This is a genomic window from Agrobacterium sp. 719_389 (assembly GCF_900188475.1).
Classification (GTDB): Bacteria; Pseudomonadota; Alphaproteobacteria; order Rhizobiales; family Rhizobiaceae; genus Agrobacterium; species Agrobacterium radiobacter.
In genome coordinates this window covers 121429-145614 of record NZ_FYEM01000003.1, presented here as the reverse complement: position 1 = coordinate 145614, position 24186 = coordinate 121429, and the positions used below count along the sequence as shown (strand labels likewise).

Sequence of the window (24186 nt, the reverse complement as noted above, 5' to 3'; positions counted from 1 at the left end):
CATTATGAGTGACATCTCTGTCAGCGTGGATCAGCGCGCAATCGAACGCGGCTCGTTCAGCGGAAATGCCAAGGAATATTTTGGAATCTGGATCGTCAATATTCTCCTGACGATCATCACCATCGGCATTTATTCCGCCTGGGCGAAGGTGCGCCGCAAGCGTTATTTCAACGGCAACACCGTGCTGGCCGGCCGCGCTTTCGGTTACCACGCCACCGGCGGGCAAATCTTCAAGGGCCGCCTGATCGCCTTTGCCTTCATCGTCATCTCGCAGCTCGTCGGCCTTATCCATCCGTTCCTGGTCTTCGTGCCGGCAATCCTGCTGATGATCTTCTTTCCATGGCTGATCACGCGCAGCATTCGTTTCAATGCGCGGGTGACAAGCTATCGCAATGTGCGTTTTGATTTTGTCGGCACGGCATGGGGCGCTTTTGTCTCCATCCTGCTCGGCAGCCTCGTTGCGTTCTTCTCCTTCGGCATTCTGGCGCCGCTGTCCAGCCGCTGGGCAAACCGCTATATTTTCGGAAACCTGCGCTATGGCGACCGCCCCTTCAGCGCCGACCCCAAGATTGGCAAGCTCTACCGGGTCTGGATCATTCCCGCGATCATGGTGGTGATCGGCGGTATCGTGGTCGGCTTCTTCGGCCTTGCGGCCCTTGCAGCAAACAGTGCGATGCTCGAGGACGAGACTGCCGCCATCGCCACAGCGCTCGCATCGCTCTATGTGGGTGTTTTCGGCGCATTTCTGGTCTATGGCCTCGCCGGCGTGGTTTATCGCACCGGCGTTCGCAATGTCGTCATTTCCTCCATGCTGCTGGACGGAAAGCATGACCTGCACAGCGACCTGCATCGCGGCCGCTATCTCTGGATCGTCATCTCCAACCTGATCGTCACCGTTTTCACGTTTGGCCTGATGCGGCCATGGGCGGCGGTGCGTGAAGCGCGTTACACCGTCGAGCGTACGGCAATCCGTTTCAACGGCGATGTGGGCGAGGTCCTCTCCTCGATGGAGGCGACGGGCGCTGCCGTCAGCGCCGAATATATGGATATGGAAGGTTTCGAATTTGGTTTCTGACACCGGAGAAACCGTTTCGGGCGAGTGGCATGCCGCTCGCTCCAATCTTTCCAGCGCCGCCAGGTTGAAGCTTGGCGGCACGGTCCTTCTCGTGCTCGATGCGAAGGACGATCATGTCAGAACCCAGGCCGAGATAAAAACGGTGGAGATCAGCCACCGGGTCGGCGCCATCCCCCGGGAGTTGCATTTTCCCGATGGGTCGCTGTTCGAAACGCGCGACAATGACGGTGTGGACCGTCTGCTTGGCCAGCACATTACCAAACGCGCCGGCTTCGTGCACTGGCTGGAGCAGTTTCGTCCGCGGCTGATCGGCATCACCGCCGCAGCCGTTCTTCTGGCTTACGGCACCTACAGGCTGGCGCTTCCCGCGCTCGTGGAACTGGCGGTCGCGGTGACCCCGCCGATCGTTCCGCAGGTCATGTCGGCCAGTACCATGCAGGCCTTCGACCAGACGGTCTTCTCTCCGAGCGAACTACCGCAGGAAGAGCAGGACGCCATCCGCGCAGAGTTTGCGCGGATCGCCGCCCATGCGGAAGGTTCGCCCGAGGACTACAAGCTGAATTTCCGCAAGGGTGGTTATATCGGCCCCAATGCCTTCGCACTGCCGGACGGGACATTGGTGCTGACGGACGAGCTGGTGGAGCTGGCGGGCGGCGACAGGCAGATGATCACCGGGGTTCTCGCCCATGAAATCGGCCATGTGGAACATGAGCACAGCCTGCGGCAGCTATACCGCGCCGCCGGGGTTGCCGGTCTTGTCATGCTGATTGCCGGCGATGTCGGCTCGGCCATGGAAGATATTCTTACACAGGGCGGCGGCCTTCTGGCGCTATCGCATTCGCGCGATGCCGAGCGGCAGGCGGATCAGCGCTCCGTGGAACTGATGCGCAAGGCAGGGCTTGACCCCACTGCCATCGAACGCTTCTTCGCGCTGCTGGAAGAAAAACTGGGCGACAAGGGCGGCACCAGCATTGTCTCCACCCATCCCGGAACGCCGGAAAGGCGCAAGGCTATCCTCGACTACAACGCTTCACTGGACAACAAGCCGGCGGGTAACTGACCCGCCGGTATCCGGAAAACGGCTTCAGTTGGTCGGGCCGTCGTTGAAACTCACTTCATCCACCAGTTCGGATGCCTGCTTGCGATGGGCGGCGATGTCCGTCAGCGGCAGCTTGTCCGGATGGATGGGACCGAAACCCTTCACCACGTCGGAAGGCTCGGCACCGGGCAGCATCGGATATTCGAAGACCTGCTTGGCGTAGATTTCCTGCGCCTCGCGCGATGCCAGGAACTCCATGAGCTTCAGTGCATTGTCCTTGTTCGGTGCATATTTCGTAAGCGCCATGCCGGAAATATTCACATGTGTGCCGCGATCGCCCGCATTGGGGAAGATCACCCGCACCGATCCCGCCCATTCCTTTTCTTCCGGCTCTCGATCATTGGTCAGCATCAGGCCGACATAATAGGTATTGCCGAGCGCGATATCGCACTCGCCGGAAAAGATCGATTTCGCCTGGCTGCGGTCGGTTCCGTCAGGCTTGCGGGCGAGATTGTTCTTGAGGCCGGTGAGCCATGTCCGGGTATAGTCGACGCCATGATGGGCGATCATCGAGGCGATCAGAGCGATATTATAGGAATGCTGGCCGTCGCGAATGCAGATCTTGCCCTTCCACTTGGGATCGGCAAGTTCCTCATAGGTAATGTCCTTCTGTGTCACCCGCTCCTTCGAAGCATAGACAACCCGACCGCGCGTCGTCAGACCAAACCATTCGCCCTCGGGATCACGCAGATTGGCGGGGATATCCTTTTCGATGACGGGATCGCCCAGAACCGGCTGGGTAACCTTGCCTTCCTTCGCCTCGACGAGGCGGGCAATATCCACCGTCAGCAACACATCCGCAGGTGAATTGACACCCTCGGCATGGATGCGTTCGACCAATCCCTTGTCGAGGAAAAGTACATTCGCCTCTATGCCGGTCTCCTTGGTGAAGGCATCGAGCAGCGGCTGGATCAATTCAGGCTGGCGATAGGAATAGACGTTAACCTCCCCCTCTGCCAGAACGGCGGGCGCGAAGGAAAGAATTGTCAGCCCTGAAAAAACGGCAGCGGAAAAGTATGATTTCAAGCTTGCCATTATGAATGCCTCCATTACATTCCGATTCTTGACTTGTTTGTTCATGAATCATCAGAACGGTCAACACGGCTGTTTAAGAAATATCTGATGGGTGCCAGTTTTTTCAGTTTCTGGAATTGTTCTAAACTGAAAAAGAGACTATATAACTCCACATTGAGAGTTAGGAGACCAGCATGCGCTTGACCAAACAGACCAACTATGCCGTTCGCATGTTGATGTATTGCGCCGCCAATGAAGGCCATCTGAGCCGCATTCCTGAGATCGCCAGGGCCTATGGCGTTTCGGAGCTGTTCCTGTTCAAAATCCTGCAGCCGCTCAACAAGGCGGGCCTGGTGGAAACCGTGCGCGGCCGTAACGGCGGCGTGCGCCTTGGCAAACCCGCTGAAAAAATCAGCCTGTTCGACGTGGTGCGAGTGACTGAAGACAGCTTCGCCATGGCCGAATGCTTCGAGGATGGCGCCGTGGAATGTCCGCTTGTCGACAGCTGCGGCCTCAACTCGGCGCTTCGCAAGGCGCTCAATGCGTTTTTTGACGTTCTGGCGGAATACTCGATCGACGATCTCGTCAAGGCGCGGCCGCAGATCAACTTCCTGCTTGGCCTGGACACTGAAATGCCGAAGGTCGCTGCCCTCCCGGCTGCCTGATAATCTCATTTCCTCCTCGGCAATTGTCACAGCCCGTGTCCTTCAGGTCACGGGCTTTTCTTTTGAAGAAGACGCGTGAAATATAATATTTTTGATCCCGCGTGTTGACGTCGCGAACGGAAGCGGCGCATTTGGTCGCGAGCTTTTTCAAGCAAACAATCAGCGTCGCAATGATCATCAAGCCTGAATTCCATACATTTGCGCTTACCGCGCTCATCGGCAGCATAGGTGCGCTGCTCGCCAGCCTCATCGATATTCCGGCCCCTTTTCTGTCCGGCCCGGCGCTTGCGGTGACGATCACGGGGCTGGCCGGCATAAGGCTTGGCGTTCCCGCTTCCATCCGCAATGCCTGTTTCGTCGTCGTCGGCATTTCGATGGGAACGAGCGTGACGCCCTCCGTGATCGACGCCGCAAAAACCTGGCCCGTGAGCTTCATCGTCGTGCTCGTCGCTGTCGTCATCATGCTCTATGTCGCTTACTGGATCCTGCATTACGGTTTCGGTTACGACCGGACAACGGCGATGCTGGGCGCCTCTCCCGGTCATCTCAGCTATATCATCAGCCTTGGCGCCGAGACGAAAAGCGACCTTGCAACCGTCAGCATCGTGCAAAGTGTGCGGGTTCTGGCGCTGACGCTTTCCGTGCCGCTGATCGTCGAATATTTCGATCTCGTCAGCACGGAACCGCTTGTCGCCAACGCGCCAATGGGCCTGTTCACGCTGGCGCTGACCATCGGCGCCTCGCTTCTGACCGGCTGGCTTTTCCTGCGCTGGAAGTTTCCGGCCGCTCTGCTGCTCGGCGGCGTCGCCATTTCCATCAGCACCCACATTACCGGCCTTACCGAGGGTGGCGTTCCCACCTGGCTCAGCCTGCCGGTTTACGTGCTTATCGGCTGCCTTATCGGCACACGCTTTTCGAATGTCTCGCTGATGGACGTGCGGAAAGGTTTTCTGGCGGGTTTCGTCGTCACCATCGCCGTGATGCTGATCGCCGGCAGCATTGCCTGGATGATTTCTGGCGTGACCGGCGTCCCGCTCAATGCCGTCATGATCGCCTATTCACCGGGTGGCCTGGAAACCATGGCGGCGATGGCAGTGATGATGCACGCGGATACCGCCTATGTCGGCTCCCACCACGTCATCAGGCTTCTCTTCCTCTCCGTTCTCATGCCGCTCGTCATGGGCAAGGATGCGCGCAAGCGGGACGACGAAGCCTGACGAAAACGACCATCGGCGCCGACAGAAGCCATCGACGCGAAAATGCGAATGGCGTGCAACCTTTTTTCTTTCCGGTCGTTGATACTCCGCCGCAATTGCGGCGGCGATCTTTCGCCTGTTAGGCAGTCTGACCCACCGGAGGAACATTCATGAACCGCTTGATGACGTTGACGGGCGCCGGACTTGCGCTTGCCCTTTCTGTTTCCATTGCTCAGGCGCAGGTGGTGGTGTCGTCTAAGATCGACACGGAGGGCGGCGTTCTCGGCAATATCATTCTCGCTGTCCTGAACGAGAACAAGATCGAAACGACAGATCGCATCCAGCTTGGCGCCACACCGGTTGTACGAAAAGCGATCACCGCGGGCGAAATCGACATCTATCCGGAATATACCGGCAACGCCGCCTTCTTTTTTTCCAAGGCAGACGATCCGCTCTGGAAAGATGCCGTCAAGGGTTATGAAGAGGCCAAAACGCTCGATTACGATGCCAACAAGATCGTCTGGTTGACACCATCTCCGGCCAACAACACCTGGGCAATTGCGCTGCGCAAGGATGTCGCCGACAAAAACAATCTGAAGACGCTTTCCGACTTCGGCAAATATGTTGCCGGCGGCGGCGAGGTGGTCCTTGCCGCTTCTTCCGAATTCGTCAATTCCGCCGCTGCGCTGCCTGCATTTCAGACCACCTATGGCTTCACCATGAAGCCTGACCAGCTGATCACGCTTTCCGGCGGCGACACCGCGGCCACGATCGCCGCCGCCGCCAACCAGACGAACAACGCCAATGCAGCCATGGTCTATGGCACGGATGGCGGCATCGCCCCCTCCGGGCTTGTGGTGCTGGAGGACGACAAGCATGTGCAGCCGGTCTATCAGCCTGCACCGATCATTCGCGAAGAGGTTCTCAAAAAGCACCCGAATATTGAGGAACTGCTGAAACCGGTGTTCGAAAAGCTCGATCTGGCAACGCTGCAGGATTTGAACGCCCGCGTGCAGGTGGGCGGCGAACAGGCCAAGACCGTGGCGCTCGACTTTCTGACCAAGAACGGTTTCGTCAAGTAACACTCGCAGCGCTGCAGCGGGCTGCGGGAACGGAAGCGTTCTCCTGGTCCCGCCCTAACCCAAGGGAGGGGAGCTGGATTTGACGAAATGGCCTGACAAGGTGGGCATACTGATTTCGTGCCTGCTGCTTTATGCGCTTTTTGCATCACCCTTCATGACATTCCGTGCGAACAGGATCGTTCAGGGTGAGACACGAACGGTTTTTGAAGCCCTTCCGGCTTCGGCTTTCGCCGCTCTCACCGCCATCATTCTCATTGTGGCGTTCATCGCATTTTTCCGCTTTCCCACGCGACTGAAGCTCGCGGTCGCGCTGGCCGGCCTTGCGGTACTGGCGGTTTTTGTCGGCCAGGCGGCGTCTTTCCTCACGCCGGAGGGCAATGGCTTTGCCCGCGTTTCGCCCGCCAGCGGATTCTGGCTGATATTTGCCGGACTGGCTCTGCTCGCCACGGATTGTATTGCGCGTCTCCAGCCGAAGCCCGCCGTTCGGATTTTACTGTTGCTGGTGGCCGTGGCCGCGCTTGCGGCGGTGCTGGCAAGCGGCCTCTGGAACGATCTCTCCATCATCAAGGAATATACCGGCCGGGCCGATATATTCTGGACCGAGGCCCTGCGGCACGTGGAGCTTGCCATCGGCTCGCTGATCGCAGCGACCATCGCGGGTATTCCGCTCGGCATCCTCTGTTACAAGGTCGAACGGCTGCGGGCGGGGGTGCTGAACACCCTCAATATCGTCCAGACCATCCCCTCCATCGCCCTTTTCGGTTTGCTGATCGCGCCGCTCGGATGGATCGCGGCCACGGTCCCGGGTGCAGCGAGGATCGGCATCGCCGGCATCGGCATGGCGCCCGCCTTCGTGGCGCTGTTTCTCTATTCACTGCTGCCAGTGGTTTCCAACACGGTGGTCGGCCTTTCCGGCGTTTCGCAGGCGGTGCGGGAAGCGGCGCGCGGCCTTGGCATGACACCGGTGCAACGGCTGCTGCGGGTGGAGTTTCCGCTGGCCATGCCGGTCATCCTCACCGGTATGCGCATCGTGCTGGTGCAGAATATCGGCCTGGCGACGATCGCCGCCCTGATCGGCGGCGGTGGTTTTGGCGTTTTCGTGTTTCAGGGCATCGGGCAGACGGCGATGGACCTTGTGCTGCTTGGCACCGTGCCCACCGTTCTTCTCGGCTTTGCCGCCGCGATAACACTTGACGCCCTCATCGACAGCAATCTCTTCAGCGCAGGCGGAAGGCAAAAGGCATGATCGAGATCGACACCATCACAAAACGTTATGGCGATACGACCGTCGTGGATCAGGTATCGCTAACAGTAGCCCCGCGCACCGTCACCGTCATTGTCGGCACCTCGGGTTCGGGAAAAACTACCCTGCTGCGCATGATAAACCGGCTGGTGGAACCGACTTCCGGCACGATCCGGATCGACGGAGAGGATGTCAGCGCGATACCCGGCTTCAAGCTACGCCGCCAGATCGGTTATGCCATTCAGGGTCATGGCCTGTTTCCGCACCGGACGGTGGCCGAAAATATCGCGACCGTGCCGCAGCTGATCGGGTGGGACCGCAAGCGCATCGCGGAGAAGATCGATGCGCTGATGCATCTCTTCCAGCTTGACCCCACGCTTTATGCCGACCGTTTCCCACATGAACTCTCAGGCGGTCAGCAGCAGCGTGTCGGCGTGGCGCGTGCGCTGGCCGCAGAACCCAACATTCTTCTGATGGACGAGCCCTTCGGCGCCTTGGACCCGGTGATCCGCGCCAAGGCCCAGAACGATCTTCTCGATATCCAGAAGAAGCTCGGCGTGACGGTCGTTCTTGTCACCCATGATATGGACGAGGCTTTTCATCTGGCGGATCGTATCGCCGTGATGGACAAGGGCCGGATCGTGCAGGACTGCCCGCCAGCTGAGCTCGTGCTGAAACCGGCGACGGATTTCGTCGCCACCATGATCGGCGAAAACGAACGGGCCCTGAAACTGCTTTCTGTTCTCTCCGTTGCCGATGTCGTGGAGCCGGGAAACGCAGAGGGCGAACCGCTCAACGAACATACAAGCCAGCGCGACGCCCTGTCAGCAATGTTATGGGCGGGCTGCGACGCCTTGCCAATAGTCAAAGACAATGGGCAACCCGCCGGCCGGGTGCGGCGTGACGTTCTCCTCCAGCGTGCCGCCGGAATTCCATGAAAAACGCATTGTCCTTCCTTGCTCTCGGTTTTCTGACGCTGGCGCTGATCATCTTCCTTGCCGTGCCGCAGGTCTTCGCACCCCTGTTCCGCCCTCTCGTGCAGGCCAATGCGCCGGCGATCTACACGCAGGCAAATCTCTTTTCCCTGACGCTGTCGCATCTCACCACAGTCGCGATTGCGACCGGGCTCGCCACGCTCACGGCGGGGGCGCTTGCGGTTCTCGTCACCCGACCATTCGGGACGGACTTCCTGCCGCTGTCGCGCAGCATCGTCAATATCGGCCAGACTTTTCCGCCCGTGGCAGTGCTGGCGCTTGCCGTACCGATGATCGGTTTTGGCGAAAAACCCACACTCATTGCGCTGTTTCTCTATGCGCTGCTACCAGTTTTCGAAAATACGCTGACAGGGCTCACCACCCTGCCCGCCACCGTGATGGATGCCGCCAAAGGCAGCGGCATGACCGGCTGGCAGCGGCTTGTCAAAGTGGAATTGCCGCTCGCCCTTCCGGCCATTCTCGCAGGTATCAGGCTTTCGGCGGTCATCAGCCTTTCCACTGCGACCATCGGCTCGACAGTCGCGGCGCGGACGCTTGGTGAAGTGATCATTGCCGGCCTGCAATCCAACAACCTCGCCTTCATTCTGCAGGGCGGGCTGATCGTTGCGGCGCTGGCGATCCTGATTCACACCGGCTTTTCCGCGCTGGAAAAGACCGCAGCCCGCAAAACGGGGCACTGACACGGGCAAGCCCCGCATTTTTATATTCCCGATACCTGCCGCACATGTTAGGGGCTGACCGTCGAAACAGAAATATCAGAGGTTCGGGTGACACAGGCAATTGTCGTGATGGGAGTGAGCGGCTCAGGCAAGTCCACGGTCGCAGAGGAACTGGCGGAAAAACTGGGCATTGCCTTCATTGAGGGCGACAAGCTTCACCCGAAATCCAATGTCGACAAAATGTCAGAGGGCATTCCGCTGACCGACGAAGATCGCTGGCCCTGGCTCGACCTAATCGGCGCGGAACTGCGCAAGGGAAACGAAAATAACGGTGTCGTCGTTTCCTGCTCAGCGCTCAAGAAAATCTATCGCGACCGCCTTCGCGAGGCCACCGGCGGCCCGCTCGCTTTCGTCTATCTGGACGGCAGTCTGGAACTTCTCAGCAGGCGCATGGGCGAACGCAAGGGCCACTTCATGCCGCTCTCGCTGCTCCAGACCCAGCTTGCCACGCTGGAAGTGCCGACCGGCGAACCGGGCGTCGTGACCGTCAGCATCGACGCCACGCCGGAGGAAATTACCGCAAACGCACTTTCGGGCCTGAAAGCGGTGGCTTTTTAAAATCCGAGCCTGTCGCGCAGGCCGTACCACCATGCGCCAAGCACGGTCAGCGGCACGCGGAAAGTCTTGCCGCCCGGGAATGGATAGTTCGGCAGGGAACTCCAGATATCGAAACGTTCGGCGTGGCCGGCAACGGCCTCACCCAATATCTTACCCAACAGATGGGTCGTCGTAACACCGTGGCCGCTGTCGCCATGCGAAAAATAGACATTGTCCGACAGCCTGCCCATATGCGGGATGCGCGTCAGGGTCAGCGCGAAATTGCCGCTCCAGGCAAAGTCGATCTTCGTCTTTTCCAGTTGCGGAAAGGTCTTCAGCATATTCGGCCGGATCACACCCGTCAGATCGGCAGGGTCGCTGCCGCCATAGCCGATGCCGCCGCCATAGAGCAGGCGGTTATCCGAGGTGCGGCGGTAATAATCGAGAATGTAATTGGCGTCCTCGACGCAATAATTGGCGGGCAGAAGCTCCTCGATCAGATCGGCATCGAGCGGCTCCGTCGCCATGACCTGGCTTGAGACGGGCATCATCCGCTCGCCGATTTCCGGCAGCAATGAGCCGAGATAGGCATTGCCGCAGACGAGAACATATTTCGTCCTCACGCTGCCCATCCCGGTCCGCACGACGGGGTTTTCCCCCTGCTCTACCGCAATGACCCGCGAATTTTCGAATATCCGTGCACCGAGGCTTTCGGCCGCCGCCGCTTCCCCCTGCACCAGATTGAGCGGGTGGATGTGGCCACCGAAGCGGTCGATCATGCCGCCGGCGTAACGGTCCGTGCTCACATACTGGCTGACATCCGCCTTGGAGACCATTTCGAGCCCGCCATGGCCGTGTTTTTCCCAATGGGCTTTGTGAGCCTCCATTTCGCGGATCTGTTTCGGGGTAAAGGCGGCAAAGAAACCGCCATCAACGAGATCGCAGTCGATGGCGTATTTGGCTATACGGCTGCGGATGATCGCGCCGCCTTCAAGCGACATTTCTCCAAGCTTCACCGCCTTTTCGTGCCCGTAACGGCCCGCAATGGTCTCGAGATCACGGCTATAGCCGTTGACGATCTGACCGCCGTTGCGCCCCGAAGCGCCGAAGCCGATCCTCACCCCTTCAAGAACGATGACCGAATAGCCGCGCTCACTGAGTTCCAGCGCTGCGGAAATGCCGGTGAAGCCGCCGCCGATGACGCAGACATCCGCTTCCAGCGCCCCTTCAAGTGTGGGCCGCACGGATTTGACATTGGCGGAGGCCGCGTACCAGGAGGATGTGTGGCCAGGATTGGGAATATTCGTTACCTCAGCCATCTCACACCGTCCTGATATAGGCGTCATATTCGACGTCGGTTACACGCAGGGAAAATTCGGAAAGCTCCTGCTGTTTGCAGGCGGAAAACAGCGTCCGGTACTTCTGGCCGAGTGTCGCATAGGCAAAGCTCGATCTTGTGAAGCGCTGCAGGGCATAGTCCCAGTTTGTGGGCAGCGGCTCGTGGTTGATCGCGTGGCTGTCGCCGGCAATCGCACCGCCGGGCTGACGCTTCTCCTTCATGCCGGCAAGCGCGGCGCTCAGGATCATCGCGACAACGAGATAGGGATTGGTATCGGCACCGGCGACGCGATGTTCGATACGCGTCGCCGCCTTGCTGGCAACGATAACACGCACCGCCGCCGAGCGGTTGTCGATGCCCCAGGAGGCATAGGTTGGCGCATGTTCGCTGGGGGTCAGGCGGCGATAGGAATTGGCATGGGGCGCGAAGATCGCCATGCTTTCCCCCATGTTTTCCAAGAGGCCGCCAACGGAATGCATCAGCGCATCCGACGGGCCGTTTTCCCCGGCATAGATGTTCCTGCCGTCCCTATCGAGAACGGAAAAATGGACATGCATGCCGTTGCCGGCCTGTAAACCGTAAGGCTTGGCCATGAAGGTCGCGTCGAGCTCGTGCCGACGCGCCACGCCCTTGACGATGCGCTTCAGGAAGACGGCAAAATCAGCGGCCTGCAGGGCGTCCGGTACATGGTTGAGATTGATCTCATATTGCCCGGGGCCGTTTTCACGCAGCGTCGTATCGGCAAGAACGCCCTGCGCCCGGCAGGCTGTGGCAATGTCATGGAAGACATCCTCGAAATCCTGCAATTCGGAAATCGACAGAACCTGTGTCTGGCCCGTATGCCACCGGCCCTCGCGGCTATGCGGCGGACGAACCGGGTCAAGTGCAGAGCGGACGGGATCGATCAGGTAAAATTCGAGTTCGGTCGCCACGACGGGCGTGAGACCGACCTTATTATAGGCGCCCAGAACCTGCGCCAGAACATGACGCGGATCGCCATAAAAACCGGTCCCATCCGGATTTTTCATGGCCAGCAGAACCTGTGCTGTCGGCCTGCCAAGCCATGTAACCCGCGACAGCGTGCCGGGAACGGGGAAGCAAAAACCATCGGGATCGCCCGTGCCCTCCGCAAGACCTGCGGCATGCACATCCCGCCCCCATATATCCAGCGCATAGACAGAGCGGGGGATAGCCATTCCCTTTTCAAGAACGTCGATCGCTCTTTCTCGCGGAATCCACTTGCCGCGCGGCACACCGTTCGCGTCTATGACGAAGGCTTCAAGTATTTCGATATCGGGGTTATCGGCGAAAAATTTCTTTGCGTTTTCAATATCATCCATCATGCACCAGCAAGCCGTTTCCATCTCGTTTCATGCGCAGCGAACGTCGCTAACGAAAATCGTCCTGCTGCTGATAGATGAGAAACCTCGCCACCATGATGACGTTTGCCCCTTTTCCCTTTGCACTTGACCATGTTACGTGGCCTGTCCTCGGAAGGCCAGCGGATTTAGCTATCAGGGATTGAACCTTTCCGGGCGATAGGCGTCGATGGCGATAACAGGCGTTTCGCCCAGCATGGTTTCCGCCAGCACACGGCCGGTGATCGGCCCAAGTGTGAGGCCGTGATGGGCATGCCCGAAAGCAAACCACAATGTTTTATGACGCGGTGCCTTGCCGATGATCGGCATCATGTCCGGCGTGCAGGGCCGCGCGCCCATCCACGGTTCCGCATCCAGCCTGCCGCCGAGAGGAAAGACGGTGCGCGCCACCCGTTCCGCCCGCTCGATCTGAACGGGAGATTTCGGTGCATCGCGCTCGGCAAATTCCGCACCCGTCGTCAGGCGGATACCCTTACGCATCGGCGCCAGGAAATAACCGCGCTCGGCATCGATCAGCCAGTTATTGAGCTTCGTTCCCTCCTGCGGCGCATAATGCATGTGATAACCGCGCTTCACGCCGAGTGGGAAGCGGTAACCCAGCCGTTCCGTGAGGGTATCGGCCCAGGGGCCAAGCGCCACGACCGCATGTTCGGCCTCGACCGCGCCGGTCTCGGTGCGCACCGTCCAGCCGCTTGTCGTTTGGCTGAGGGTGAAGGCATCGCCCCGGACAAAAGTTCCGCCGAGGCTTTCAAACAGTTTGACATAGGCAAGCGTCAGCGCGTGCGGATCAAGCACCGACCAGGGGTCATCCCATTTCAGCCCGCCGACGAAATCCCGGCTGAGATGCGGTTCGGCCGCGGCAAGCCTTTCGGCATCGAGTTTGGTGTGGGATATGCCGTGATCGCGCGAAAGACGCTCGGCAAAGGCATAATCAGCGTCCCGCCTTGCGGCGGTCCTATAGGCCTGCATCCAGCCATTTTTCACGATCAGATCGCCGGCCTTGGCCTCGTCGATCAGGATGCTGTGCTCGGAAACCGAACGTTCGATCAGCGGCGTATAGGCGCGGGCGATCGTGGCGTGCCGCGCGGCTGCGGAATTATGCCAATAGCGGCCGAGGAAAGGCGCAATCCTTGGCAGGGCGGAGAGACGATAATGGACATCGATCCTGTTGTTCAGAGAATAGCGCAGCAGCAGCGTAAGGTCCTGCGGGAAACCGTAAGGCACCACGCCCTCTCTCTGGATCAGGCCGGCATTGCCGAAAGAGGTTTCTTCGCCCGGTCCGCGCCGGTCCACCAGCACCACCGATTTTCCCCGGCGGGCCAGTTGCAGGGCCACCGAAACCCCGATGATCCCTGCCCCCAAAACGATCACATCCGCTGCCATCGCAATCAATCCGTTTCCGTGTCACGTTCATCGCAACATGGGTCGGCATTTTCCGCGAAGCAACAGAAAAATCATTGCCTTAATGGAAAATTCGATGCGCCTTACTGGCTGATCGCTTTCGTTTCCACCGCCTCGATATTGAAGGCCGCCGCCAGCAGCGCCTTGGTATAATCCTGCTGCGGGTTGGCGAAAATCTCCGCCGCCGGTCCACTCTCCACCACCTTGCCGTGACGCATGACGATCAGGTCGTTGGCAAGCGCCTTCACCACCTTCAGATCGTGGCTGATGAAGAGATAAGCGAGTTCATGCTTTGCCTGGAGATCGCGCAAGAGATCGACCACCTGCGCCTGCACACTCATGTCGAGCGCGGATGTCGGCTCATCCAGCATGACGAAACGGGGCTTCAGCACCATGGCGCGGGCAATGGCTATGCGCTGGCGCTGGCCGCCGGAGAATTCATGCGGATACCGCCAGCGGGTGGCCGGATCGAGCCCGACCTCTTCCAGCGCAGTGGCCACACGGGTATCGCGTTCGTCGGCCGACAGAGATCGCTCATGCACCTTCAAGCCCTCGGCGACGATCTCGCCTACGGACATGCGCGGGCTGAGCGAACCGTAAGGATCTTGAAACACCACCTGCAGCCGGTTTCTGAGCGGCTTCATCATTTCATAGGAATAATGGTCGATCGACTGGCCGATGAAGCTGATACGTCCCTCAGACGCGATCAGCCGCGAGAGCGCGAGACCGAGCGTGGTCTTGCCGGAGCCGGACTCGCCCACCACGCCCACCGTCTGGCCGGCGCGCAGGGTGATATCGATGCCGTCGACCGCTTTCACATGGTCGACCACCCGGCGCATCAGCCCTGCCTTGATGGGGAACCAGACCTTGATATCGTCACCCTGCATGACCACCGGTTTGGTCGCGTCGGAATGCGGTGGCTCGCCCTTCGGCTCCGCCGCCAGAAGATGGCGCGTATAGGCGTGCTGCGGATCGGTAAACACCTGCTCCACCGTGCCGGTCTCGACGATCTTGCCCTTGGTCATGACGCAGACCCGATCAGCGAATTTGCGGACGATACCGAGATCGTGGGTGATGAACAGCATGGACATGCCGTGCTGCGTTTTCAGATCGCCGAGCAGCTCGAGAATCTGAGCCTGAACTGTTACGTCGAGCGCCGTCGTGGGTTCATCGGCGATCAGCAGTTTCGGCCGGTTGGCAAGCGCCATGGCGATCATCACACGCTGCCGCTGGCCGCCGGACAATTCATGCGGATAGGCCTTCAGGCGCTTTTCCGGTTCGCGAATGCCAACCTGCAGCAACAGTTCCAAAGTGCGCGCCCGCGCCTCTGCCCCGGTGATTGCCTGATGCAGTTCCAGAATCTCACCGATCTGCCGCTCGATGGTGTGGAGCGGATTGAGCGAGGTCATCGGCTCCTGAAAGATCATGGTGATGTCGTTGCCGCGCACGGCGCGAAGCGCGCGTTCCGGCAGGGCCAGCATATCCTTGCCGTCGAACAGGATTTTCCCGGAAGGATGGCTCGCCGCCGGATAGGGCAGCAATTTGAGAATGGAATTCGCCGTGACCGACTTGCCGGAACCGGATTCGCCGACGAGGGCGACGACTTCGCCCGGCATCAGGTCGAAGGAAACGTGATCGACAGCGACGCTCATTGAGCCACCCTGATGAAAGGCGACGGAGAGATCACGGACGGAGAGAAGCGGCTGAATATTTGTTTCCGTCATGGCGATCACCGGAACGTCTTGCGTGGATCGAAGGCGTCTCTAACCGCCTCGCCGACGAAGATCAGGAGGGAGAGCATGATGGACATGGTGAAGAAGGCAGTGAGCCCGAGCCAGGGCGCCTGAAGATTGTTCTTGCCCTGCGCAATCATCTCGCCCAGCGACGGCGATCCCGGCGGCATGCCGAAGCCGAGAAAGTCGAGCGAGGTCAATGTGGTAATCGAACCGGAGAGGATGAAGGGCAGGAAGGTCAGCGTTGCCACCATGGCGTTGGGCAGAAGATGCCGGAACATGATCGTCCAGTTGCCGACGCCAAGGGCGCGGGCGGCGCGGACATATTCAAAGTTTCTGGCGCGCAGGAATTCCGCGCGGACGATGCCGACAAAGCCGACCCATGAAAAAAGCAGCATGATGCCGAGCAGCACGAAGAAGCCCGGCGGCAGGATGGCCGCAATGATGAGCAGGATATAAAGCACCGGCATGGACGACCAGATTTCGATGAAGCGCTGCAACAGCAGGTCCGTCCACCCGCCGAAGTAACCCTGAATGGCGCCGGCCGTAACGCCGACAAGGGCCGAAGCGATGGTCAATGTCAGGCCGAACAGCACCGAGATGCGGAAACCGTAGATCATCCGCGCCGTGACGTCGCGGGCCTGATTGTCGGTACCAAGCCAATTCAGATTGCCGAGGGTACAGCCGGGATCAGCATTGCCCTGCGGGTAAGCCGAGCAGCGTTCCTTTTCATCCATCAGCCAGAAGGGCGCAGTGGGAGCGGAATGCGGAATATTGGAATTGACCGTCTGGTAGGAATAACGGATTGGCGGCCAGATCATCCAGCCATTGGCGTTGATCTCGTCCTGAATGAAGGAGGATTTGTAGTCCGTCTGGGCAAGGAAGCCGCCGAACTTTTCCTCCGGATAATCGACCATGACCGGCACCAGAAATTCGCCCTTGTAGGAAGCGAAAATGGGTTTGTCATTGGCGATGAATTCCGCGATCAGGCTCAGGAAAAACAGGATCAGGAACAGCCAGAAGGACCAGTAACCGCGCCGGTTCGCCTTGAAGTTCTGCCAGCGGCGCTTGGTGGTCGGCGAAAACCATGGGCGCTTCGGTTTCACCAGCGTTTCCGTTTCGGCGGTATGGGCAAGTGTCATCACACGTCCCTCCGCTCGAAATCGATGCGCGGATCGATCCATGTATAGATCAGGTCGGAAATCAGCCCGACCACGAGGCCCATCAGCGAGAAGATGAAGAGCGTGCCGAACACGATCGGGTAATCGCGGTTGACCACCGAGAGATAACCGAGGCGGCCGAGGCCATCGAGCGAGAAGATGTTCTCGATCAGCAGCGAACCGGTGAAGAAGGCCGAGATGAAGGCGCCCGGAAAACCGGCGATCACGATCAGCATCGCGTTACGGAAGACGTGACCATAAAGAACCCTGCGTTCGGTGAGACCCTTGGCGCGGGCGGTTATGACATATTGCTTCTTGATCTCGTCGATGAAGGAATTCTTGGTCAGAAGCGTCGTCGTCGCAAAAGCCGAGAGCGACAGTGCGATCAGCGGCAGGGTGAGGTGCCAGAAATAGTCGATGATCTTCTGCCACCAGTTCAGCTGCGCAAAATTATCCGACACCAGACCACGCAGCGGGAACCAGTCGAAGAACGAGCCGCCGGCGAAGAGGACGATGAGAAGAATGCCGAAGAGGAAGCTCGGCACCGCATAACCGATGATGATGATGCCTGATGTCCAGACATCGAAAGTCGAGCCATCGGAAACGGCCTTCTTGATGCCGAGCGGAATGGAGATGATGTAGGAAATGATCAGGATCCAGAAGCCGAGCGACATCGACACCGGCAGCTTGTCGATGATGAGATCGATGACAGAGGAGTTGCGGAAGAAGCTGTCGCCGAAATCGAAGCGGATATAATTCCACATCATCTCAAGAAAGCGGGTAAGCGGCGGCTTGTCGAAACCGAACTGTTTCTCAAGCTTGGCGATCAGCTCGGGATCAAGCCCCTGCGCACCGCGATATTTCGAGCCGCTTTCATCGAAACCGCCGGATTGGCCGAGAAGGTCGCCGCCGCCGGAGAGACGGTCGGAAGCGCTGTCGCCCTGCCCCGTCAGCTGCGCGACGACCTGTTCCACCGGCCCGCCGGGCGCGAACTGGATGACGAGAAACGAAATGCCCATAATGCCGATAATGGTCGGGATCATCAGCGCCAGACGTCTGAGGATATAGGCGCCCATCAGCCCTTGCTCCCGGCCGATACGTCAGCGGTTTTCGTGTCTGTCAAACCCGGTCCTTTCCTGAAAGCGCTGCCCGCGCGCTTTGAGCGATTCGTCTCGCCCTATGTGAATCAAGCCTTGGCTGCGAAAGCAAGGCCGGCGTCAGTTTCCGGCCTGGCTGGACCACCATGCATCGGGAAAACCGACACCATATTCGGGCAGGTTTTCCGGACGAATGAGCGTATTCCAGTAGGCGATGAACATCTCGCCACGGTAAAATTGCGGTATGACATAGCTGTTGGCCAGCAGCACCCGGTCGAGCGCGCGTGCTGCGGCCACCTGCTCATCGCGGTTGGGCGCGAATATGACCTTCCTGACCAACGCATCAACGGCCGGGTTCTTGATTCCGGCAATATTGTTGGATCCCTGACGATCGGCGGCGGCAGAGCCCCAGAAATCCGCCTGCTCGTTACCCGGGTTCGCCGAAGTCGCCCAGAGCTTGACGATCACGTCATAATCGAAGCTGCGGGTGCGGTTGGTATATTGCGAGGCGTCGACCGTGCGGATCGTCGCGTTGATGCCGATCTTCTTCAGGTTCTGGACATAGGGAAGGATGGTTCTTTCCATGCCGGCGGAATCGATCAGGAATTCCATATCGAGCGGCTGTCCGCTCGCCGCATTGACCATGCGGTTGCCGCGCAGCTCGTAACCGGCCTCCTTCATCAGCTTGACCGCCTCGCGCAGATTGTCGCGCTGCTTGGCCGGATCACCGGCGACCGGGTTGCGATATTCTGTCGTGAAGACTTCCGGCGGAACCTGATCCTTCAACTCCTGCAGAATTTCGAGCTCGCGACCGGTCGGCAGTCCGGAAGAGGCCAGTTCACTGCCCATGAAGAAGCTGTTGATGCGCTGGAATTGACCATAGGCCAGCGTCCGGTTCAGCTCCTCGAAATCGAAAGCGTAATTGAGCGCCTTGCGCAGTTTCGGGTTCTGGAACTTCTCCCTGCGCATGTTCGGCACGAAGGCCTGCATGATGCCGACGGAACGATAGATGTTCGGCAGCTCTTCCTTCTTGACGCGGCCCTCCTTGACGGCCGGAAAATCATAACCGGTGACCCAGCGGCTGGAGGAGGCTTCCTGCCGGAAATCGACGGTGCCGGACTTGAAAGCCTGGAAGTCCACATCCTGATCGGCAAAGAAGGTGTAGGCGATGGTTTTGAAATTGTTCATCCCAACATTCACATTGACGTCCTTGCCCCAATAGTCGTCGCGGCGTTCATAGGTGATTGTGGAGCCGGGAGAAACTGACGCAATCTTGTAGGGGCCCGAGCCCATGACCGGCTCCAGCGTGCCGCGCGAGATGTCGCGCGGCTTACCGTCCGGGCCGGCGGCTTCCCACCAGTGCTTGGGAACGATCAGCAATTGGCCGACGATCTGCGGCAATTCGCGATTGTTCTTTTCATCGAAAGTGAAGGTGATGTCCCTTTCGCCGCTCACCTCTGCCTTGGTGACATGGATGTAATAGGTCGCAAGCTGCGGGCTGAGGTCCTTCGCTTTTTCGAAGCTGAAGACGACATCCTCTGGCGTCACCGGCTTGCCATCAGCCCATTTGGCCTCCGCGCGCAGCCGGAAGGTGGCCTTCGAAATATCGTCGGGATAGCTCACCCCCTCGGCCAGCAAGCCGTAGGAGGCAGACAGCTCCTCTTCCGTCGACTTCATCAATGTATCGAAAACCAGCGAAAGGCCCGTTGCCGCCTCGCCCTTGGCGAGCAGCGGATTGAGCGTGTCGAAGGTGCCCGTCGTCGACAGGCGAAGCGTGCCGCCTTTTGGTGCCTTGGTGTTCACATAGTCAAAATGATCGAAGCCATCTGGATGTTTCAGTTCCCCGACCGTCGAAATCCCCTTTCGCCATACATCAGCCGATTGTGCGGAGGCCGTCGCCGGTATCAACAAGGCGGATGCCGCAAGGGCAATGACGAGACGGGATTTCAGTGGTACCAATATCATTGGGGGAATGTCCCTGTTTTCGTGTTTGTTGGAGAGAGCATAAAACAAAGATTGTCAAAAAACAGATGCGCCGACTCACAAGCTCTTTATCGGCGCCTTTATCTTCCCGGTTTGCGAGATGCGGGGTGAAACATGGTTTCAACAAAATCCCGTTCCAGTTTATCCTGAGGGGAAGAGAATCATCTGATCGGACGGGCGCGACTATATGACGGCGGGATCATCGAGAGTTTTCAAGACGGCCATGCTGGCGATTTCGGTCGTCTCCGCGCTGCAGTTGCAGATGGAAACCGCATCGGCCGAGGACAGGCCCGCGAAAGAAGTGTTCGGCCATATGGCGCTGCCTTCCGCCACGGGCTCGCAGCCGATCGGCTCCTATGCCAAGGGCTGCCAGTCCGGCGCCATCGCCATGCCGACTGATGGTCCCGGCTGGCAGGCCATGCGCCTTTCCCGCAACCGGCGCTGGGGCCAACCGCAGCTTATTTCTTTCCTCGAGCAATTTTCGCAGGACGCGCAGAAGATCGGCTGGCCGGGATTGCTGCTCGGCGATATTTCCCAGCCGCGTGGCGGCCCGATGCTGACCGGCCATGCCTCGCACCAGATCGGCCTTGATGTCGACGTGTGGTGGCGGCCCATGCCCACCCCCCGGCTGACCGTGGAACAGCGCGAAACGGTGCCTTTCATTTCCATGCTGGACAAGAGCAAGTTCCTGACGGTCGATGACCGCAAATGGTCGCCGCTCAATGCCCGGCTGGTGATGATGGCGGCAAGTTATCCGCAGGTGGAGCGTGTCTTCGTCAACCCGGCCATCAAGCAGAAACTCTGCCAGACATGGACCGGCGACCGCACTTTCATGGGCAAGATCAGACCGATCTATGGCCATGACGAGCATTTCCACATCCGCCTCGAATGCCCGCCGGGCGCGCCCAATTGCAAACCGCAGGCCGCCGTGGGCAAAGGTGACGGCTGCGACAAGTCGCTCGCCTGGTGGTTCACCAAGGAACCATGGGCGCCGCCGAAAAAGGACCCGAATGCCAAGCCGGTGAAACCGCGTCCGGTCATGGTCTCCGACCTGCCTTCCGCCTGTGCTGCCGTGGCTGCCGCTCCTTCCGCCAACCCCGAAGGAATTGCGGCACAGGCCTACTCCCCGGCTCCGGCTGCGCGCCAGCAAAGTGTGGAACAGGTCATTCAGGCCGCGCCCGCCCTGCAGCCGCCTTCGGATATTCCGCTTCCGACCCAGCGTCCGACATTGAACTGAAACAGAAATGAGGCATTCAACAGCTTCCCTTTTCAAATGGCGGCAAGCTGTTATAGAAGGCTTCAAATCGATTTAATTCTTTGAGGACAGGCTGTGACCATGGAAGGACAACGCTGTATCGCGCTCATCGCTCACGACGAGAAAAAAGACGATATGGCGGATTTCGCCCGTCACCACCAGAAGGCGCTTGCCGGTTTCAGGATCGTCGCCACCGGCACTACCGGCGGGCGGGTGCAGGAAGCCTGTCCCGGGCTTGAAGTCACTCGCCTCAAAAGCGGCCCCCTCGGCGGCGACCAGCAGATCGGCGCAATGATCGCGACAGGCGAGGTCGATATTCTGATCTTCTTCACCGATCCGCTGACAGCCATGCCGCATGATGTTGACGTGAAGGCGCTGACCCGGCTTGCCACGGTCTATGACATTCCCATGGCGCTTAACCGCGCCACCGCAGAAAACCTCATCGACTTCCACGTCGCCAATTGACACTCCGACCATGGAACAGGCAATGCCGAAGACGTCCGATACCGAATATCTGTCCTTTCCGATCCTTCTTGGCGACATCGGCGGCACCAATGCCCGCTTTTCCATTCTGATCGATTCCTTTGCGGAACCGGCGCACCTCACCACCGTGAAGACGGCGGAATATCCGACGATCGACGACGCCATCCAGCAGGCGGTTCTGGACAAGACCTCGCTTCAGCCGGCCTCGACCATTCTTGCGATTGCCGGCCCGATCGAAGGTGACGAGATTCCCCTCACCAACTGTCACTGGGTCGTCAAGCCGAAGGACATGCTGGTCAATCTCGGCCTGAAGGACGTCATCGTCATCAACGACTTCGAGGCGCAGGCTCTGGCGATTGCCGCCCTTGACGACGACAACCGCGACGCCATCGGCTCCGGCAAAAAAGATGTGCTGGCGTCGCGCGTCGTTCTTGGACCGGGTACAGGGCTTGGTGTTGCCGGGCTGGTTTATGCCCGCCATATGTGGTTTCCGGTGCCTGGCGAAGGCGGGCATATCGATATCGGCCCGAGAAGCGCACGCGACTATGCGGTTTTCCCGCATATCGAAACCATCGAAGGCCGCGTCGCCGGTGAGCAGATTCTGTGCGGGCGCGGACTGGTCAATCTTTACCGCGCCGTCTGCATCGCCGATGGCATCGAACCCGTTTTTTCCGATCCGGCCGACATTACCGCACACGGGCTTTCGGGTGAAAATCCACAGGCTAAAGAAACACTTTCGCTTTTCAGCACCTATCTCGGCCGCGTGGCCGGCGATCTCGCGCTGATCTTCATGGCCAAGGGCGGCGTCTATCTGGCCGGCGGCATTTCGCAGAAGATCATTCCGGCACTGAAGAGCCCGGAGTTCCGGGCCGCCTTCGAGGACAAGGCGCCGCACAGCGCCCTGATGCGCACTATTCCCACTTTCGTCGTCACCCATCCGCAGGCGGCCCTTTCCGGTCTCGCCACCTATTCGAGAACGCCATCCGATTTCGGCCTGTCACTGGACGGGCGACGCTGGAGAGCCTGATGTGATGCTTGCGAAGCGGGCGGACGGTCTTTAACGTCGCTACAGCAACATCAAACATCCGATACCGGCGGGTTCCGATCCGCCCGACATGAAAAGTGAGTGACAGCATGGGCAGCAGCGGCATGAAACTGGTGGTGGTCGGCGCGGCGGGCCGCATGGGACAGGCGCTCATCCGCCTCATTCACCAGACCCCTGGCGTTCAGCTCCATGCCGCCGTCGCGCGCGAACGCTCCGCTTTTGTCGGCCGCGATGCCGGTGAGATTGCCGGTCTCGGCCCGATCGGCGTCGAAATCACCAGCGATCCGTTGCAGGCGTTTCTTCATGCGGAAGGGGTGATCGACTTCACCGCGCCGGCGACCAGCGTCACCTTTGCCGGGCTCGCCGCGCAGGCCCGCATCGTGCACGTCATCGGCACCACGGGCTGCTCACCGGAAGACGAGGAAAAATTCAAGGCCGCGTCGCGCCATGCCCGCATCGTCAAGTCGGGCAATATGAGCCTCGGTGTCAACCTTCTCAGCGTTTTGACGCAGCAGGCGGCGCAGGCGCTGGATGCGCAGAACTGGGATATCGAAATCCTTGAAATGCACCACAAGCACAAGGTGGATGCGCCTTCGGGTACTGCATTGCTGCTCGGCGAAGCAGCGGCGGCCGGTCGCAAGGTCGATCTCGCGGCCTCTTCCGTTCGCGTGCGCGACGGCCATACGGGTGCGCGTGATACCGGCACCATCGGTTTCGCTACGTTGCGCGGCGGTTCCGTAATCGGCGAACATTCGGTGATCTTCGCCGGAGAGGGAGAGCGCGTGGAGCTTTCCCATTATGCCGGCGACCGCTCCATCTTCGCACGCGGGGCAATTGTGGCGGCACTCTGGGCCTTGGATAAAAAGCCGGGCTTCTATTCGATGTTGGATGTGCTGGGCCTATCGCAGACGGAATAAGCTTCCGCTGCGGCTTTCACCTCAATTTTCCACCGTGAATTCCACCGTATCAGCCGAAAAACGGCTGATGGCATATTGCACCGGCACGCCATCCATATCGGCATTCAGCGCCTGGGTGACGAGCAGGATCGCGCCCGGCGACAATTCGAGATCGGCCAGATCCTGCGTATCCGCATGGCTGGCGGAGATGACGGTGGAAATGCGCACGTAATCCGCCACGCCGAGCATCTGGAAAGCCGCCGTGATCGAGCCGCTTTTCTGATAGGCCTCGCCTATTCCGGCAAAACGGTCGGCCGGGAACCATGTGGTCGAGCGGGAAACGGGGCGGTTATCCGCCTTGCGCAGCGTTTCGAGGCGCACGAGCGGCGCGCCTGGTGGCACTTGCAGCCGCGCCGCCAGATCGGCATTGGCCGGCTCGGTGGTGTGGGACAGAAGCAGCGCCTCCATTTCCTTCACCTGATCGCCGATGCCCTCCGTAAATCGCGTGCGCCGTGAAATCGGAAAACTAAGGCGCTCCTTGCGGGCGATCATCGTGCCGCGCCCCTGCATCGGCTCGAGAATGCCTTCGCTGGCAAGGGCGGCAATGGCGCTTCGCACCGTATGGCGGTTGACGCCGAATTTTTCGGCCAGGATCATTTCCGGCGGCAACATGCCGGTTTCGTCGTGATCGCCAGCCGCGATCTCGCCTCTGATCCGGTCGGCGATCTGCCGCCAGAGCGCCACGCCGTTCTTTCTTTTCATTGCTGCCGCAGGGCTCATGTCACACGCT

At 59.6% G+C, this 24186-nt stretch carries 22 protein-coding genes; 13 read left to right on the top strand and 9 right to left on the bottom strand.

Annotated features, from left to right (window positions below; translation table 11 throughout):
• Positions 1 to 4: 4 nt before the first annotated feature.
• Both CFB10_RS07575 and CFB10_RS07570 read left to right on the top strand, forming a co-directional pair.
• Positions 5 to 1075: a YjgN family protein gene (locus CFB10_RS07575; protein WP_020011180.1), complete on the top strand. Its 1071-nt coding sequence runs from the start codon at positions 5 to 7 to the stop codon at positions 1073 to 1075.
• A complete protein-coding gene (locus CFB10_RS07570; protein ID WP_020011181.1) occupies positions 1065 to 2135 on the top strand; it encodes a M48 family metallopeptidase in 1071 nt (356 codons plus the stop codon). The genes CFB10_RS07575 and CFB10_RS07570 overlap by 11 nt, the downstream gene beginning before the upstream one ends.
• Positions 2136 to 2159: 24 nt before the next feature.
• On the opposite strand, the gene CFB10_RS07565 is transcribed toward CFB10_RS07570, so the two are convergent.
• Positions 2160 to 3209 carry a Fe(3+) ABC transporter substrate-binding protein gene (locus CFB10_RS07565; protein ID WP_026363821.1) on the bottom strand — a complete coding sequence of 350 codons (1050 nt, stop codon included), beginning with the start codon at positions 3207 to 3209 and terminating at the stop codon, positions 2160 to 2162.
• Between the two features lie 173 nt (positions 3210 to 3382).
• Between CFB10_RS07565 and rirA the strand changes: the two genes are divergently transcribed.
• From rirA to CFB10_RS07530, 7 genes are all read left to right on the top strand, one after another.
• On the top strand, positions 3383 to 3853 hold the full coding sequence (rirA, locus tag CFB10_RS07560; RefSeq protein WP_003507367.1) for an iron-responsive transcriptional regulator RirA: 471 nt from the start codon (positions 3383 to 3385) through the stop codon (positions 3851 to 3853).
• 170 nt (positions 3854 to 4023) lie between these two features.
• Complete coding sequence (locus CFB10_RS07555; protein ID WP_026363822.1) at positions 4024 to 5070, top strand: AbrB family transcriptional regulator; 1047 nt, start codon at positions 4024 to 4026, stop codon at positions 5068 to 5070.
• A 149-nt stretch (positions 5071 to 5219) separates the two neighbouring features.
• Positions 5220 to 6131 carry an ABC transporter substrate-binding protein gene (locus tag CFB10_RS07550; RefSeq protein WP_020011184.1) on the top strand — a complete coding sequence of 304 codons (912 nt, stop codon included), beginning with the start codon at positions 5220 to 5222 and terminating at the stop codon, positions 6129 to 6131.
• 79 nt (positions 6132 to 6210) lie between these two features.
• Positions 6211 to 7377, top strand: a complete 1167-nt coding sequence (locus tag CFB10_RS07545) for an ABC transporter permease (protein WP_026363823.1) — start codon at positions 6211 to 6213, stop codon at positions 7375 to 7377.
• The gene (locus CFB10_RS07540; protein WP_020011186.1) at positions 7374 to 8312 is read left to right on the top strand and encodes an ABC transporter ATP-binding protein; all 939 of its coding nucleotides are present in this window, start codon (positions 7374 to 7376) and stop codon (positions 8310 to 8312) included. The genes CFB10_RS07545 and CFB10_RS07540 overlap by 4 nt, the downstream gene beginning before the upstream one ends.
• Positions 8309 to 9049, top strand: coding sequence for an ABC transporter permease (locus tag CFB10_RS07535; protein WP_020011187.1), 741 nt, complete (start codon positions 8309 to 8311; stop codon positions 9047 to 9049). The genes CFB10_RS07540 and CFB10_RS07535 overlap by 4 nt, the downstream gene beginning before the upstream one ends.
• A gap of 108 nt (positions 9050 to 9157) precedes the next feature.
• Positions 9158 to 9646: a gluconokinase gene (locus CFB10_RS07530; protein WP_020011188.1), complete on the top strand. Its 489-nt coding sequence runs from the start codon at positions 9158 to 9160 to the stop codon at positions 9644 to 9646.
• On the opposite strand, the gene CFB10_RS07525 is transcribed toward CFB10_RS07530, so the two are convergent.
• From CFB10_RS07525 to CFB10_RS07495, 7 genes are all read right to left on the bottom strand, one after another.
• Positions 9643 to 10944 carry an FAD-binding oxidoreductase gene (locus CFB10_RS07525; RefSeq protein ID WP_020011189.1) on the bottom strand — a complete coding sequence of 434 codons (1302 nt, stop codon included), beginning with the start codon at positions 10942 to 10944 and terminating at the stop codon, positions 9643 to 9645. The two genes, CFB10_RS07530 and CFB10_RS07525, sit on opposite strands and share 4 nt — an antisense overlap.
• A 1-nt stretch (position 10945) precedes the next feature.
• Positions 10946 to 12307: a glutamine synthetase family protein gene (locus tag CFB10_RS07520; protein WP_026363826.1), complete on the bottom strand. Its 1362-nt coding sequence runs from the start codon at positions 12305 to 12307 to the stop codon at positions 10946 to 10948.
• Positions 12308 to 12478: 171 nt separating this feature from the next.
• The gene (locus CFB10_RS07515; protein WP_020011191.1) at positions 12479 to 13726 is read right to left on the bottom strand and encodes an FAD-binding oxidoreductase; all 1248 of its coding nucleotides are present in this window, start codon (positions 13724 to 13726) and stop codon (positions 12479 to 12481) included.
• Between the two features lie 101 nt (positions 13727 to 13827).
• Positions 13828 to 15468: an ABC transporter ATP-binding protein gene (locus tag CFB10_RS07510; protein WP_026363827.1), complete on the bottom strand. Its 1641-nt coding sequence runs from the start codon at positions 15466 to 15468 to the stop codon at positions 13828 to 13830.
• 5 nt (positions 15469 to 15473) lie between these two features.
• Positions 15474 to 16619, bottom strand: coding sequence for an ABC transporter permease (locus CFB10_RS07505; protein WP_020011193.1), 1146 nt, complete (start codon positions 16617 to 16619; stop codon positions 15474 to 15476).
• Positions 16619 to 17713, bottom strand: a complete 1095-nt coding sequence (locus tag CFB10_RS07500; protein WP_020011194.1) for a microcin C ABC transporter permease YejB — start codon at positions 17711 to 17713, stop codon at positions 16619 to 16621. The genes CFB10_RS07505 and CFB10_RS07500 overlap by 1 nt, the downstream gene beginning before the upstream one ends.
• A gap of 141 nt (positions 17714 to 17854) precedes the next feature.
• A complete protein-coding gene (locus CFB10_RS07495) occupies positions 17855 to 19699 on the bottom strand; it encodes an extracellular solute-binding protein (RefSeq protein ID WP_020011195.1) in 1845 nt (614 codons plus the stop codon).
• 205 nt (positions 19700 to 19904) lie between these two features.
• On the opposite strand from CFB10_RS07495, the gene mepA reads away from it, so the two are divergent.
• The 4 genes from mepA to dapB all read left to right on the top strand — a co-directional run bounded on the left by mepA (position 19905) and on the right by dapB (position 23417).
• Entirely contained in the window at positions 19905 to 20954 is a 1050-nt protein-coding gene (mepA, locus tag CFB10_RS07490) for a penicillin-insensitive murein endopeptidase (RefSeq protein WP_026363828.1), read from the top strand.
• A 99-nt stretch (positions 20955 to 21053) separates the two neighbouring features.
• On the top strand, positions 21054 to 21437 hold the full coding sequence (locus CFB10_RS07485; RefSeq protein ID WP_020011197.1) for a methylglyoxal synthase: 384 nt from the start codon (positions 21054 to 21056) through the stop codon (positions 21435 to 21437).
• Between the two features lie 22 nt (positions 21438 to 21459).
• Entirely contained in the window at positions 21460 to 22482 is a 1023-nt protein-coding gene (locus tag CFB10_RS07480) for a glucokinase (protein ID WP_026363829.1), read from the top strand.
• 107 nt (positions 22483 to 22589) lie between these two features.
• Positions 22590 to 23417, top strand: a complete 828-nt coding sequence (gene dapB / locus CFB10_RS07475) for a 4-hydroxy-tetrahydrodipicolinate reductase (RefSeq protein WP_020011199.1) — start codon at positions 22590 to 22592, stop codon at positions 23415 to 23417.
• Between the two features lie 21 nt (positions 23418 to 23438).
• On the opposite strand, the gene phnF is transcribed toward dapB, so the two are convergent.
• Positions 23439 to 24176 (bottom strand): phosphonate metabolism transcriptional regulator PhnF, encoded by a 738-nt coding sequence (gene phnF, locus CFB10_RS07470; protein ID WP_026363830.1) that lies wholly within the window; start codon positions 24174 to 24176, stop codon positions 23439 to 23441.
• Positions 24177 to 24186: the final 10 nt, after the last annotated feature.

Coding starts and splice junctions, on each gene's coding strand:
- mepA (WP_026363828.1), top strand. CDS start 19,905: ATGACGGCGGGATCATCGAGAGTTTTCAAGACGGCCATGCTGGCGATT.
- CFB10_RS07535 (WP_020011187.1), top strand. CDS start 8,309: ATGAAAAACGCATTGTCCTTCCTTGCTCTCGGTTTTCTGACGCTGGCG.
- CFB10_RS07500 (WP_020011194.1), bottom strand. CDS start 17,713: ATGGGCGCCTATATCCTCAGACGTCTGGCGCTGATGATCCCGACCATT.
- CFB10_RS07550 (WP_020011184.1), top strand. CDS start 5,220: ATGAACCGCTTGATGACGTTGACGGGCGCCGGACTTGCGCTTGCCCTT.
- CFB10_RS07485 (WP_020011197.1), top strand. CDS start 21,054: ATGGAAGGACAACGCTGTATCGCGCTCATCGCTCACGACGAGAAAAAA.
- CFB10_RS07530 (WP_020011188.1), top strand. CDS start 9,158: ATGGGAGTGAGCGGCTCAGGCAAGTCCACGGTCGCAGAGGAACTGGCG.
- CFB10_RS07505 (WP_020011193.1), bottom strand. CDS start 16,619: ATGACACTTGCCCATACCGCCGAAACGGAAACGCTGGTGAAACCGAAG.
- CFB10_RS07480 (WP_026363829.1), top strand. CDS start 21,460: ATGCCGAAGACGTCCGATACCGAATATCTGTCCTTTCCGATCCTTCTT.
- CFB10_RS07575 (WP_020011180.1), top strand. CDS start 5: ATGAGTGACATCTCTGTCAGCGTGGATCAGCGCGCAATCGAACGCGGC.
- dapB (WP_020011199.1), top strand. CDS start 22,590: ATGGGCAGCAGCGGCATGAAACTGGTGGTGGTCGGCGCGGCGGGCCGC.
- phnF (WP_026363830.1), bottom strand. CDS start 24,176: ATGAGCCCTGCGGCAGCAATGAAAAGAAAGAACGGCGTGGCGCTCTGG.
- CFB10_RS07520 (WP_026363826.1), bottom strand. CDS start 12,307: ATGATGGATGATATTGAAAACGCAAAGAAATTTTTCGCCGATAACCCC.
- CFB10_RS07540 (WP_020011186.1), top strand. CDS start 7,374: ATGATCGAGATCGACACCATCACAAAACGTTATGGCGATACGACCGTC.
- CFB10_RS07565 (WP_026363821.1), bottom strand. CDS start 3,209: ATGGCAAGCTTGAAATCATACTTTTCCGCTGCCGTTTTTTCAGGGCTG.
- CFB10_RS07515 (WP_020011191.1), bottom strand. CDS start 13,726: ATGGCAGCGGATGTGATCGTTTTGGGGGCAGGGATCATCGGGGTTTCG.
- CFB10_RS07510 (WP_026363827.1), bottom strand. CDS start 15,468: ATGACGGAAACAAATATTCAGCCGCTTCTCTCCGTCCGTGATCTCTCC.
- CFB10_RS07495 (WP_020011195.1), bottom strand. CDS start 19,699: ATGATATTGGTACCACTGAAATCCCGTCTCGTCATTGCCCTTGCGGCA.
- rirA (WP_003507367.1), top strand. CDS start 3,383: ATGCGCTTGACCAAACAGACCAACTATGCCGTTCGCATGTTGATGTAT.
- CFB10_RS07555 (WP_026363822.1), top strand. CDS start 4,024: ATGATCATCAAGCCTGAATTCCATACATTTGCGCTTACCGCGCTCATC.
- CFB10_RS07525 (WP_020011189.1), bottom strand. CDS start 10,944: ATGGCTGAGGTAACGAATATTCCCAATCCTGGCCACACATCCTCCTGG.